The organism is uncultured Abyssibacter sp. (assembly GCF_964000955.1).
In the GTDB taxonomy this organism is placed as follows: domain Bacteria; phylum Pseudomonadota; class Gammaproteobacteria; order Nevskiales; family OUC007; genus Abyssibacter.
Genome location: NZ_CAXFCL010000211.1, coordinates 1 through 12,060, shown reverse-complemented (window position 1 = coordinate 12,060; position 12,060 = coordinate 1). Strand labels below are relative to the sequence as shown.

The window sequence follows — 12,060 nt, the reverse complement described above, 5'->3', positions numbered from 1 at the left end:
CTTGTCATCCTCGAAAAAACCTAGCATGGACCGTCCGGGACGAGGCCGGACTGTCCATCCGCTCCTCTGGCCGACCGCTCGAATCGGCCGGTGTTCCCGATCGCGGTTGACGGCGAGCTCGCCTAAACTGGGCGCATGGATATCGAAACCCTTGCGGACAACTTCGAACTGCTCGGTCCCTGGGAAGAGCGTTACCGCTATCTGATCGACCTGGGCCGGCAGCTGGAGCCGATGCCGGAGTCGGAGAAAACCGAGGCCAATCGCGTGCGCGGCTGCATGAGTCAGGTGTGGCTGACCCACGAGGTCAGTGACGACACGCCGCCGAAGCTGCATTTTCGCGGTGATTCGGACGCGCACATCGTCAAGGGGCTGATCGCGCTGCTGTTCATGGCCTATTCCGACAAGACGGCGGAGCAGATCCGTCAGACCGACATCAAGGCGCTGTTCGGGCGCCTGGGGCTGGAGAGCCATTTGTCGATGAACCGCCGCAACGGCTTTTACGCCATGGTCGAGCGCATCCGCGCGCTGGCCGGGCAGCCGGCCGAGGCCTGAGGGTCGGGAGGCGCGCGCCGCGTCTCAGTGATCCAGGCGCCGTGAACGGCGTCCGCCCAGCGGCAGTTCGTGCAGCCAGATGCCCGGCGCGGACGGGCCGGAGAGCCGGATCAGCGCCTTGGCCACGTCCTCCACCGAAATGGCGCGATAGCGCGTCGGCAGCACAGGATTGACGAGCGGTGCGATGCGCTGGCCCAGCGCTTCCGCCGGTCGGTGTTCCTCGCGGTCGCCGAGCAGCAGGGATGGGCGGACGATGTGCACGGTGTCGAGCCGGATCCGGCTCAGGCCGATCTCCATCTCGCCCTTGACGCGGCTGTAGAAGCTCATCGAGCGACGGCTTGCGCCGACGGCCGAGAGTACGGTGAACACCTCGGCGCCGGCGCGGGATGCACGTTCGGCGCAGTGCAGCACCAGATCCCGATCCACCGCTCGCAGCCCGTCGCGTCCGGACTTCGCCTGTGTGGTGCCCAGGCAGCAGATCACCCGGGTGGCGCGCAGCGCGTCGGTGAGCGCGACCGCGTTGGCGAAATCGATCTGACGGGCGGGGAAGCCTTCCACGGAATCCAGGGGGCGTCGCACGACGGCGTATCCCACGGCGCCCTCGGCGGCGAGCTGGCGGCACACGGCGCGGCCCACGGCGCCCGTGGCACCCAGCACGGCGATGGAACCCGAGTCGACTTCGGACACTGACTGCTCCTCCGGTCTGATCTGGCGCCTGTTGATGCGATGCCGCGCGTCTTCTTCGCGGCGTCGCTGTGGAATCCGAATCGCGTTGACAGGCCCTGGGCAACGCCGGTCACCACGCGCCGGCCTGCCCCGCGACCGGAAACACTAGCACGGGATTTGCATTTCTCCGATTCCGGCGCCCGGCATGGAATTGCCGGCCCAGGCGGTTGATAATCAGCGGTTCTTCAATTGAAGTCAGGGATGGACACCGCCGGGTTCATCCCTGGTCAAGACAGCATCAGAACTGCCGACAAGGAGACAACGCGAATGGAATATCTGGTCACCGGGGCGACGGGGTTCATCGGACGATTTCTGGTCGAGGAGCTGGCCCGTCGCGGCGTGGTCCATGTGCTCGTGCGGGAACAGTCCGCCGACAAGTTCGAGGGTCTCAAGGAACGGCTCGGGGATCTGGGCAAACAGCTTAGGCCCGTCTGGGGTGATATCTCCGACCCTGCCGTCGTGGGCGACGCCAAGACGCGCAAGGCACTGGTTGGCCAGATCGATCACGTGTTCCACCTGGCCGCCGTCTATGACATGAACATGGACGACGAGGTGGCCGATCGCATCAACAACGCCGGCACGCGCAACGTCGTCCAACTGGTCAACGATCTGGCCACGGCGGAGCACACGCCGACGCTGCATCACGTCAGTTCGGTCGCCGTCGCCGGTGGCGAGTTCAGGGGCACGTTCACCGAGTCGATGTTCGATGAGGGGCAGTCGCTCAACCACCCGTATTTCCGGACCAAGTTCCAGTCCGAGGGCATCGTGCGCGACGAGGCGCAGGTGCCGATCCGGATCTACCGGCCCGGCATGGTGCTGGGGCATTCCGAGACCGGCGAGATCGACAAGATCGACGGCCCCTACTATTTCTTCAAGGCGATCCAGCAGATCCGCGACCATGTGCCCAAGTGGATGCCGCTGCTGGGCATCGACGGCGGCAAGATGCCGCTGGCGCCGGTGGATTACGTGGTCGACGCCATGGTGTTCCTGGCGCACAAGGACGGGCTGGACGGGCAGGTGTTCCACCTGGTCGAGACGCCGTCGCCGAGCGTGGCCGACGTGATGTCGGCGTTCTTCAGCGCCGCGCACGGTCCCGAGATGGCGTTCACCTTCGACGCCAACGGCCTGCCCAAGCTGCCTGGCGCGCTCGCCGACCGGGTGGCCAAGCTGCCGGGGCTGGACCTGGCCAAGCGCAGCCTGTCCAGCTCGCTGGGCATTCCGATCTCGGTATTCGGCTACGTGCGCAGCCAGGCGGTGTTCGACGACGCGCAGACCCGGCATGCGCTGGCGGACTCGGGCATCGAATGTCCGCACCTGGCCAGCTATGCGGAAACGCTCTGGCGGTTCTGGGAAACGCACCTGGATACCCATATCAGCGTCAGCAAGTCGTTGCTCAAGCGGGTGCGCGGCAAGACCGTGCTGATCACCGGGGCATCGTCCGGCATCGGGTTCACCACCGCGCGCAAGCTGGGCAAGGCCGGCGCCAAGGTGCTGCTGGTGGCGCGGACCCGGGAAAAGCTGGAGGAAACCCAGGCCGTGATCGAGCGGCTGGGTGGCGAGGCCTGGGTTTATCCCTGCGACCTCAACAATCTGGAGGCGATCGACGACATGGCGGCGCAGGTGCTCGCCGAGCATGGGCAAGTCGACATCCTGATCAACAACGCCGGTCGCTCGATTCGCCGCGGCGTCGCCGAGTCGCTGGACCGCTTCCACGATTTCCAGCGCACCATGCAGCTCAACTACTTCGGCGCGGTGCGTCTGATCCTGGCGCTGCTGCCGTCGATGACCCGGCACGGCAAGGGACAGATCATCAACGTCTCGTCGATCGGCGTGCTGACCAACGTGCCGCGCTTCTCCGCCTATGTTGCCTCCAAGGCGGCGCTGGATGCCTTCGGGCGTTGCCTGTCGGCCGAGGTCAAGCACACCGGTATCGAGATCACGACCATCTACATGCCGCTGGTGCGCACCCCGATGATCGCGCCGACCAAGCTCTACGACTACGTGCCAACCTACACGCCGGATCAGGCCGCCGACCTGCTGGTCAAGGCCATCGTCGAGCGGCCCAAGCGCATCAAGACCGCGCTGGGGCAGGCGGGTGAGCTGTCCTACGCGCTGTGGCCCAAGGTCAACGATTTCGTGCTGTCGCAGGGTTACGCGCTGTTCCCGTCGTCGGCCGCGGCCCGTGGCGACGCACTGGACGAGGACCAGGACCGCCTGACGCCCAAGGGCGTGATCTTCGCCAACCTGTTCCGGGGCGCTCACTGGTAGACATCCGCCGATCAGGGCCCGTGGCCCCGGTCCGGCGTTGCCGGGCCGGGGTTTGTCGTTCATGTGGCGGAAAATTCGGTAGCCTCAGCCCATGAGACTCGGTTGGCGACAGTGGAGCGCGGCATTCGCGGTGGCCTTGCTGCTGCACGTGGGTCTGTTCGCCTTGCAGTGGACGCGTTCCGACCTGCGCCGCGACCGGGCCGTGATCTCGCTGGATCTGCGTTCGCCGGAAAACCTGCCGGAGCCGGTGCCGGTGAGTCTGCCCAGCTCGCTGGCCTTCGCCTGGCAACTCGGTGCCGAGCCGGATGCGACCCGCCCGCTGCCCGAGTCGGTGCCGCGTCCGGCGGCCACCACCCGGTCGAACTTCTCCGCGACGCTGGGGGGGCAGTCGCTGGGTCTGGAGGCGTTGACCGAACCCGCGGTCGTCGCGGCCGCGAGACCGCCGTCACCCTCGCCAGCAACTGTCGCGGCGGCGCCATCCTCCGGACAGCAACCGACGGCCACCACGAGCGCCCGGCCACCGGCTACCGAGTCGTCCAGGGTTGACGGCGGTGTGTCCGCGACCGTGGCGGCTCGTGAACCGGAGCCAGAACCCGAACCAGCGCGGCCCGCACCGCCGCCGCGGGTGGAACCGGGTCCGGCCCCGCCGGATCAGGTGAGGCTGGTCGAGTCCGATCCCGACGAGGAGGAAGAGCAACCGGTTGCCGACGCGGTCAGCCCGGTGGCGCCCGTGCCGGAACCCGAGCCCGAACCAGCTCCGTCGCTGGCGCTGGCCGATGCGCCGGTTGAACAGGAGGACCGGCAGGACGAACCCGAACCGGTGGCCGAGCCCGTGCCCTCGCCGGAGCCGGCTGCCTCGGAACCCGCGCGCGAGGAGCCGGCGCCACCGACGCCGGAGCCTGGTCCGGTCGAACCGGTTGACCAACCGCGGGACGAACCACCGGATGTCGATCTGGCGATCACCCAGGCCCTGTCCGAGACGCCCAGCGTGAGTACGCGCGAGGCGTTTCCGCCACCCGAGACGCGGCAGCCGCCCGTGCCGCGGCCCCTGCCGCCAGTCCCGCGCCGTGACCCCGCGGCCGACATCGACCGCGCGCTGACGGAGACACTGGATCGGCTGGCCGTCGCGCCGGCATCGCGATCGACGCCGCCGGCGGAGTACCGGCTGCCCGCCCCGGAGTTCCAGCCCGATCCCGCGGACCGACCATCGTCACCTCGGGCGCCCAATCGAAACGCGGAGATTTCGCGCGCATTGTCGGGTGTGGAATCACAGTTCGGTCAGGATCAGAGCGCACCGACGCCTCCGCCGTCGCCACCCCGAGCATCGACCACGGATCGCGGGCAATCCGCGCCCGCGACGACCGCGCGGGCGGCCCCGTCACAGCAAGCCCCGAGCGTGCGTTCGCAACTGCCGCGCGCGACCGTCGGCCGGCCGGCGGATCCGCGGTACGACCCCACGGGTCGGCCCGGCGCCTATTCCGTCAACGCGGATGATTTCTTCTCACGGGTCGCCGAACACATCTTCGACGTGAATGACCGCCTCGTCGGTCGCCTGCCCGAGAACGCCCGGCGGCTGGTGCTGGATGTGCGCTTCACCATCGACCGCGCCGGGCGGGTGATGCGCGTCGAGCTGATCAGCAGTTCTGGTGACGCCCGTCTGGATCAGGCGGCCAGGGAGGTCATCTGGCGTGCATCCCCGATGCCGCAGATGGCGCGGGACATGGCCAGCGAGACGCTGGAGCTGACGTTTCCGGTGATTGTGGCGCGCTGACCATCCGGCGGATTCACCGTGCGTTGACGCAGGCCGACATAGGGTCGGACGCGTCATCGATCGGGAGCCCCGAATGAAGGTCGATCATCGAATTCGCAGGATGGTGTTTTCGGACGTGCTGATGCAGAGCGGTGCAGGCCCGTCCACGCCCATTGCCTACGCCAGTCTGACCACGCAGTGGGAGGCGGCCGGGCTGCGGAAGATGGATTTGCAGCTGTCCATCGAGGACCTCAGCGCCGCGGGCCTGATCCGGGTGGACTATGCACAGGGGGAGGGTGACTGGCTCGTGGTGCTGACGCCCTTGGGTGCGCGGCACTTCCGGCGACGGTCGGCCTGGTCATGGACAGGGTTGCGCAGTCGTCTGAGCATTCGGCGTGCGCGGCTCAGGGCCCGTCGTCGGCGGGCCCTGCTGCGCCGGTCGGGCGACGATCAGCTGGAGCGGCGTCACGCGTACTGACGCGAACGGCGGGGCATGCTCAGCCGCCCGCCTGCTGCTCCCCGACCCAGTTCCGCACGCGGGCCTCCAGCAGATCCAGCGGCATTGCTCCGGCGCCCAGCACGGTGTCGTGGAAGGCGCGGATGTCGAAGGCCTCGCCCAGCGCGGCCTCGGCTTCGTCACGCAGTGCCTGAATGCGCAGCTGACCGATCTTGTAGGCCAGCGCCTGACCGGGCCAGACGATGTAGCGGTCCACCTCGACGATGATGTCGTGTTCGGTCTTGCCGGCATTGTCCATGAAGAACTCGATCGCCTGTTCGCGCGACCAGCCGAGGGCGTGCATGCCGGTGTCCACGACCAGACGCACGGCGCGCCACATCTCGTAGGTCAGTGCACCGAACTTCGAATACGGATCCGCGTAGAAGCCCATGTCCTCGCCCAGGCTTTCGGCGTAGAGGCCCCAGCCCTCGACAAAGGCCGTGTAGCCCCAGCCGTAGCGGCGGTACCAGGGCAGCTCGCCCAGTTCCTGCTGGATGGCGATTTGCAGGTGATGGCCCGGAACCGCCTCGTGCAGCGTCAGCGCCTCCATCTCCCAGCTCGGTCGGGTGTCCAGCGCGTAGGTGTTGGCGAAGAAGTTGCCGGGGCGGCCGCCTTCCAGCGATCCCGGCTGGTAGTAGGCGGTGGTCTGCGATTTTTCCGCGTAGGCCGGCACCGGCACCACCCCGTAGGGCGTGCGCGGCAGGTGGCCGAACAGCTTGACCAACTCGGGGTCGGCGCGCTTGGCGATGTCGCGATAAGCCCGCAGCAGCGCGTCCGGCGAGTCGAAGTAGAACTGCGGATCGCTGCGCAGAAACTCGAAGAAGGACGCGAGATCACCGTCATGCCCCGCCTCCCGAGCAACCGCGATCATGGCCTTGCGGATGCGGCGCACCTCGGACAGGCCGATCTCGTGAATCTGGCGCGGTGTCAGATCCGTGGTTGTCCGTGCCTTGACGTTGTAGGCGTACCAGGCTTCGCCGTCGGGCAGTGAAGACATCGCGATGTCTTCTCGCGTGCGCGGCAGGTAGACCTCGGTGAAGAACTCGTGCAGCCGCAGGAAAGCCGGGCGGATTTCCCCGGAATAAAGGGCCTCGGCACGCTGCGTCAGCAGCGCCTGCTGGTTCGCGGCGATACCCTCGGGCATGCGCTGAAACGGCGCCATCAACGGGCTGTCGGCCGGCCTCTCGGGAATCTGGTTGAGGATTTGCTGCGGCACTTCGCGCAACGTGACCTTGGGTGGCGTCGCGCCGACCTCCAGGCCGCGTTGCAGCCAGATCAGCGTGTTGCTGATCAGCGTCTCGACTCCCTCCAGGCGCGCCAGGATGTTGCGGTAGTCCGCCACGTTGCGCGTGGGCATCAGCGCCAAGAACTGGGCGAGGTCCTGGTGGATGCCGGAGAGCTGGCTGATGGGCATCTCGTCGGAGAAGAACCGCTGGCCTTCGACATCCTGTCGCAGCGAGGCGAGGAACAGGTCGTAGTTGAACCGGTCCGCGTCCGACAACCCGTCCCGGTCGATACCTTCGATGATCGACAGCGCCCGCCGTGAGTCCGCCTCGCGGCGACGCTCCGCCAGTCGGGAGTTGTCAGTCCAGCGGTCCTGGTACTTGGCGATGCCGATGTAGGTGCCGAATTCCGGTGACTCCAGCATCGTCCAGTCGAAATAGAGTTCGGTCAGGGCGTTGAACCGATCGGCCTCGCTCATGCCCGCGACCGGAGCGGCCAGCGCCGTCTCCCGGTCCAGCAGGGCCTGGCGTTCGGCGGCGTAGTCGGCCCAGGCAGGCGTGATGGCCAGCGCCAGGATCAGTCCTGCGCAGCGACAAAGTCCCTTCATGCGATTGAATCCTTGAGCGTCGGAGTCAGGCGGACGCCTGGCGGCCGCGGGTGCGGCGAGCATGCACGCTGCCGGCAAGGTCGCGCAGCAGGCCGTCACTGTCGTCCCAGCCCAGGCAGGCGTCGGTGATGCTCTGGCCGTAGGTGAGGTTCTCGCGCGGTCCGATCTTCTGGTTGCCCTCGACCAGATGGCTTTCGATCATCACGCCCACGATGCGCTGGTCGCCACCGGAGATCTGACGGCCGACATCGCGCCCGACTTCCATTTGCAGGCGGTGCTGCTTGCGGCTGTTGGCGTGGCTGAAGTCGATCATGACGCGAGGCGCCAGACCGGCGTCCTCGATCAGCCGGGCCGCCGCCCCGACGGCGTCGGCGTCGTAGTTCGGGCCGGAGGCGCCGCCACGCAGGATCACGTGCGTGTCGGGATTACCCTTGGTGTTGAAGATGCCCATCATTCCTTCCTTGGTCATGGACAGGAAGTGATGCGGATGCTGGGCGGACATCACCGCGTCGGCGGCGATCTTGACGCTGCCGTCGGTGCCGTTCTTGAACCCGACCGGGCAGGACAGACCCGAGACCATTTCCCGGTGCACCTGGGACTCGGTCGTGCGGGCGCCGATCGCGCCCCAGCTGACCAGGTCGGCCACGTACTGCGGCGTCAGGATGTCCAGGAACTCCACGCCGGCCGGCACGCCCATGTCGTTCAGGTCGATCAGCAGCTGGCGCGCCGTGCGCAGGCCGTGGTTGATGCGAAAGCTCTCGTCCAGATCCGGGTCGTTGATCAGCCCCTTCCAGCCCACGGTGGTCCGTGGCTTCTCGAAGTAGACCCGCATCAGGATCAGCAGATCGTCGGACAGCGCCTCGCGCAGCGGCTTGAGATGCTCGGCATAGTCGATGGCGGCCTGCGGATCATGGATCGAACAGGGGCCCACGACCACCAGCAGACGATCGTCCTCGCCGGACAGGATGCGCTGGACTTCTCCCCGGGTTTGCGACACCAGCTGGCTCGCGGCTTCGGTGATCGGCAGCTCGGCCTGGATCAGGGCGGGCGTGGCCACCGGGCGAATGGAGTCGATGCGTAGGTTTTCGGTGGGTTGCATGGTGTTGCCGCCGGGGGTCGGGTCAGATCGCAAAGGGCGGCCATGCTAGCAAAAGGGACCGCTATACTTCAGCCGCGGAAGACGACGAATGGCGGCTCACAAGCCGTCCCACCGCCCGGACCGATTCGAGGCTGCGAAGGAATGCGAGATTGGCTGCTGCCGACCCTGCTGTCGGCGACGTTCATCATTGGGACCGCCCAGGCCTATGAGCCGGTCGGTTTTTCACATAGCAATCAACATCTTCTGATGCAGGTGCATGGCCTGCCGGAGCTGGGTCGCGCCGTGGCGCCGGAGGCCGGCGGTCTCGGCTGGGGCCTGGATGTCGACTGGACCAGCGAATACACTACCGATACCAGCGGAACGGCGGGTGCGCCCGGCAGCGAATCCATCGTGCTGGACGCCGAGTCGGTGCGCGTCGCGCTGCGGGGCGCGGTCAACCTGAGCGGCTGGCTGCTGGAGGCGAACATCCCGTATGTCACGCATACCGGTGGCGGGCTGGACGGCTTCATCGATGACTGGCACGACTTCACCGGGTTGCCTGGCGGCGGGCGCGATCAGGCGCCGCGGGACCGGCTGCTGGTGCGCTACGAGCGCGACGGCCAGGCGGTGATCGATTTGCAGCAGGCCACCGGCGGCATCGGCGACATCCAGCTTGGACTGGCCCGTCCCGTGGGGCGCACGGTTGTGCGTCTGGCGGTGAAACTGCCTACCGGTGACGCGGACAAGCTCACCGGCAGCGGGGGCGCCGGAGGCAGCATGACCGTGGACTTTCGGGGGCCGTCCGGAACCTGGTGGGGCACCTTTGGCGGGGTTGGCGCGCTGGTGATGGCCGATGGCGATCTGCTGCCGTCGCAGCAGCGCCGCTGGGCCGGTGTGGGCTCGCTGGGCCTCGCGCTGCGCCTGCACGAACGGCTGGACGCGAAAGTGGAGGTTTACGGCCATACGCCGTTGTATCAAGATTCCGCGCTCGGCCAGGTTGCCCGCGGGGCGCTGGTCATCACGACCGGCGGCGCACTGCGGCTGTCGGAGACCACAACGCTGGATTTTGCGGTGGCCGAAAACCCGGTCGCCAAGAGTTCGCCCGACGTGAGTTTCCACTTCGCGCTCCGGCACGCCATCTGACGCTTCCCACCCCAACCCGAGCCGCCATGTCACCAAGCAGCAAGCTGAAGCTCCACGGTTTCAACAATCTGACCAAGAGCCTGTCGTTCAACATCTACGACGTCAGCTATGCCCGGACGGCTGCGCAGCAGAAGGAGTACATCGAGTACATCGATGAGGCCTACAACGCCGAGCGTCTGACCGCGATCCTGACCGAGGTCGCCCACATCATCGGCGCGAACATCCTCAATGTCGCGCGGCAGGACTACGATCCGCAGGGCGCCAGCGTGACCATGCTGATCTCCGAGGAACCGGTGGGCGGGCCCGACAAGGAGTCGGTGGTCGCGCATCTGGACAAGAGTCACATCACCGTTCACACCTATCCGGAGACGCATCCGGACCACGGCATCTCGACGTTTCGAGCCGACATCGATGTCTCGACCTGCGGGGTGATCTCGCCGCTGAAGGCCCTGAACTACCTGATTCACAGCTTCGAGTCCGACATCGTGATCATGGACTACCGGGTGCGGGGTTTTACGCGGAACGTCCGCGGTCGCAAGCACTTCATCGACCACAAGATCGACTCCATCCAGAACTTCCTGGATCGCGATATCAAGGAGCGATACCAGATGGTCGACGTCAACGTGTACCAGGAGAACCTGTTCCACACGAAGATGCGGGTGAAGGAGTTCGACCTGGACGACTATCTGTTCGGCGAGGGCGTCAAGGACCTGGACGACAAGTCCCAGCGTCGTATCCGGTCCCAGGTGCATCACGAATTCGAAGAGATTTTCTACGGCCGGAACATGCCGAAGTGAACCGACGTCGTCGCGTTGAGCGAGTGGCGTCGGAACGCATTCGATGACCGCGCCGGTCGACATCGAACTGGCTCGCACGCACTGGACGACGGTGGCCTGGGTGGGGGGGCTGACGCTGGCCCTGCCGCTGGTGGTCTACTGGCTGGCCGCGCGGATCACCGGTCTGCCGGTTTCGGGGTTGCTCGTTGTCGCGGCCGCGGGCGGCGCCCTGTTCGGGTTGATCCTGATGGCCACCCGCGCGAGCCGGGCAAGAATCGATGCCGGCCAACTGCAGCTGGTCGCCGGCGGGCTGTTCCGTCATCAGGTGTCGCTGGATGCGCTGCAACTCGATGCGGTGCAGATCCACTATCCGCCGCGTCGCCTGGGCCAGGTGATCGGTCGCCGTCTGAAGGGATTGTCGTTGCCGGGCGCGCACCTGGGCTGGTTCTCGATGCCCTATGGACGCGCGTTCGTGGTTGGGCCGGCGGAAACGCCGGTGCTGGAAATCCGCACCGGTGACGGCGCGATTCTGCTGGCGGTCGCCAACCCGCAGGATGCGCTGACGCGTCTGCGGTCGGTCGTATCCGATCGCTGAACCCGGCGCCGATCAGACCCAGTAGGCCAGCGTCGTCATCACCCGGGCGACCCCGCGCATCATCCAGCGCACCGGGCGGGGCAGTTCGATGCCGCCGGCATCCCGCGCCGCCTGCCCGTGTTCGGCTTCGTCCTGTTTCATCTGCTCGACGATCGCCCGGCTGCGCTGATCGCCCGCCGGAAGTCGGTCCAGGTGGCCGTGCAGATGTTCCTCGACCTGACGTTCGGTTTCCGAGACGAAACCCAGGCTGACCCGGTCGCTGATCAGTCCCGCGGTCACGCCGATGGCGTAGGAGCCGACATACCAGAACGGACCCAGGCGACTGGGCCGGCTGCCCAGTTCTCCCAGGCGCTGCGCGCACCAGGCCAGATGATCCTGCTCCTCGTCCGCGGCCACCAGGAGTTGCTGACGCAGCGCGGGGTCGGTCGCCACCGAGGCCTGGCCGTGATAAAGCGCCTGAGCCGCCACCTCGCCGGCGTGATTGACGCGCATCAGCCCGGCGGCATGCGCGCGGTCAAGATCGCTCAGCGGGGCGTCCCCGGTGTCGCCTGTCGCGTCGGGTGTCGGCCGCTGATGTGGCGGTCTTGGATTCAGGGCCACGTCCAGGCCGCGCTGGGCGGCGATCAGCCAGCGGTCGAAAGTCGTCAGATTGCGGGCGGTCATGGGTATCATTCGAAGGGAAACGCTGATTGAAGCGCACCGCCAAGTTGCCACCTGAAAACAGGCCAGGCAAGGCGCGAGGAGAGAGGTTTGGTCATTCCAAATAAACGACGAGCAACGCCGCATGGCCTGTTTTCAGGCGCAATCCGAATGGAACGGGCCGGTTTTCCCGCAATCCTGCGTTG

Annotated in this window: 11 protein-coding genes; 7 read left to right on the top strand and 4 right to left on the bottom strand. The window is 66.9% G+C overall.

The features are described 5' to 3' along the window. The first annotated feature begins 135 nt into the window (after positions 1 to 135). Positions 136 to 552 carry a SufE family protein gene (locus ABNS06_RS10375; RefSeq protein ID WP_348674465.1) on the top strand — a complete coding sequence of 139 codons (417 nt, stop codon included), beginning with the start codon at positions 136 to 138 and terminating at the stop codon, positions 550 to 552. A gap of 24 nt (positions 553 to 576) precedes the next feature. Here ABNS06_RS10375 and ABNS06_RS10370 read toward each other — a convergent pair whose 3' ends face one another. Continuing rightward, the gene (locus tag ABNS06_RS10370; protein WP_348674463.1) at positions 577 to 1,239 is read right to left on the bottom strand and encodes an NAD(P)H-binding protein; all 663 of its coding nucleotides are present in this window, start codon (positions 1,237 to 1,239) and stop codon (positions 577 to 579) included. Between the two features lie 306 nt (positions 1,240 to 1,545). Between ABNS06_RS10370 and ABNS06_RS10365 the strand changes: the two genes are divergently transcribed. The 3 genes from ABNS06_RS10365 to ABNS06_RS10355 all read left to right on the top strand — a co-directional run bounded on the left by ABNS06_RS10365 (position 1,546) and on the right by ABNS06_RS10355 (position 5,774). Continuing rightward, positions 1,546 to 3,546, top strand: coding sequence for an SDR family oxidoreductase (locus ABNS06_RS10365; RefSeq protein ID WP_348674461.1), 2,001 nt, complete (start codon positions 1,546 to 1,548; stop codon positions 3,544 to 3,546). A 91-nt stretch (positions 3,547 to 3,637) separates the two neighbouring features. Further along, positions 3,638 to 5,317 carry a TonB family protein gene (locus tag ABNS06_RS10360; protein ID WP_348674460.1) on the top strand — a complete coding sequence of 560 codons (1,680 nt, stop codon included), beginning with the start codon at positions 3,638 to 3,640 and terminating at the stop codon, positions 5,315 to 5,317. Positions 5,318 to 5,390: 73 nt separating this feature from the next. Next, positions 5,391 to 5,774, top strand: coding sequence for a hypothetical protein (locus ABNS06_RS10355; protein WP_348674459.1), 384 nt, complete (start codon positions 5,391 to 5,393; stop codon positions 5,772 to 5,774). Positions 5,775 to 5,793: 19 nt separating this feature from the next. Here ABNS06_RS10355 and ABNS06_RS10350 read toward each other — a convergent pair whose 3' ends face one another. Next, a complete protein-coding gene (locus ABNS06_RS10350) occupies positions 5,794 to 7,623 on the bottom strand; it encodes a DUF885 domain-containing protein (RefSeq protein ID WP_348674457.1) in 1,830 nt (609 codons plus the stop codon). Between the two features lie 25 nt (positions 7,624 to 7,648). Beyond that, positions 7,649 to 8,722: a 3-deoxy-7-phosphoheptulonate synthase gene (locus ABNS06_RS10345; protein ID WP_348674456.1), complete on the bottom strand. Its 1,074-nt coding sequence runs from the start codon at positions 8,720 to 8,722 to the stop codon at positions 7,649 to 7,651. 141 nt (positions 8,723 to 8,863) lie between these two features. Here ABNS06_RS10345 and ABNS06_RS10340 point away from each other — a divergent pair, with 141 nt between their 5' ends. The 3 genes from ABNS06_RS10340 to ABNS06_RS10330 are packed head-to-tail and all read left to right on the top strand — an operon-like array spanning position 8,864 to position 11,215. Then, on the top strand, positions 8,864 to 9,844 hold the full coding sequence (locus ABNS06_RS10340) for a DUF3187 family protein (protein WP_348674455.1): 981 nt from the start codon (positions 8,864 to 8,866) through the stop codon (positions 9,842 to 9,844). Between the two features lie 26 nt (positions 9,845 to 9,870). Next, complete coding sequence (speD, locus tag ABNS06_RS10335) at positions 9,871 to 10,641, top strand: adenosylmethionine decarboxylase (protein WP_348674453.1); 771 nt, start codon at positions 9,871 to 9,873, stop codon at positions 10,639 to 10,641. 43 nt (positions 10,642 to 10,684) lie between these two features. Beyond that, positions 10,685 to 11,215: a hypothetical protein gene (locus tag ABNS06_RS10330; RefSeq protein WP_348674451.1), complete on the top strand. Its 531-nt coding sequence runs from the start codon at positions 10,685 to 10,687 to the stop codon at positions 11,213 to 11,215. A 12-nt stretch (positions 11,216 to 11,227) separates the two neighbouring features. On the opposite strand, the gene coq7 is transcribed toward ABNS06_RS10330, so the two are convergent. Next, positions 11,228 to 11,878 (bottom strand): 2-polyprenyl-3-methyl-6-methoxy-1,4-benzoquinone monooxygenase, encoded by a 651-nt coding sequence (coq7, locus tag ABNS06_RS10325; RefSeq protein WP_348674449.1) that lies wholly within the window; start codon positions 11,876 to 11,878, stop codon positions 11,228 to 11,230. Positions 11,879 to 12,060 lie beyond the last annotated feature (182 nt).

Bases quoted from the DNA above. Each gene is read 5' to 3' on its own strand.
- ABNS06_RS10375 (WP_348674465.1), top strand. From the start codon at position 136: ATGGATATCGAAACCCTTGCGGACAACTTCGAACTGCTCGGTCCCTGG.
- ABNS06_RS10365 (WP_348674461.1), top strand. From the start codon at position 1,546: ATGGAATATCTGGTCACCGGGGCGACGGGGTTCATCGGACGATTTCTG.
- ABNS06_RS10360 (WP_348674460.1), top strand. From the start codon at position 3,638: ATGAGACTCGGTTGGCGACAGTGGAGCGCGGCATTCGCGGTGGCCTTG.
- ABNS06_RS10355 (WP_348674459.1), top strand. From the start codon at position 5,391: ATGAAGGTCGATCATCGAATTCGCAGGATGGTGTTTTCGGACGTGCTG.
- ABNS06_RS10350 (WP_348674457.1), bottom strand. From the start codon at position 7,623: ATGAAGGGACTTTGTCGCTGCGCAGGACTGATCCTGGCGCTGGCCATC.
- ABNS06_RS10345 (WP_348674456.1), bottom strand. From the start codon at position 8,722: ATGCAACCCACCGAAAACCTACGCATCGACTCCATTCGCCCGGTGGCC.
- ABNS06_RS10340 (WP_348674455.1), top strand. From the start codon at position 8,864: ATGCGAGATTGGCTGCTGCCGACCCTGCTGTCGGCGACGTTCATCATT.
- speD (WP_348674453.1), top strand. From the start codon at position 9,871: ATGTCACCAAGCAGCAAGCTGAAGCTCCACGGTTTCAACAATCTGACC.
- ABNS06_RS10330 (WP_348674451.1), top strand. From the start codon at position 10,685: ATGACCGCGCCGGTCGACATCGAACTGGCTCGCACGCACTGGACGACG.
- coq7 (WP_348674449.1), bottom strand. From the start codon at position 11,878: ATGACCGCCCGCAATCTGACGACTTTCGACCGCTGGCTGATCGCCGCC.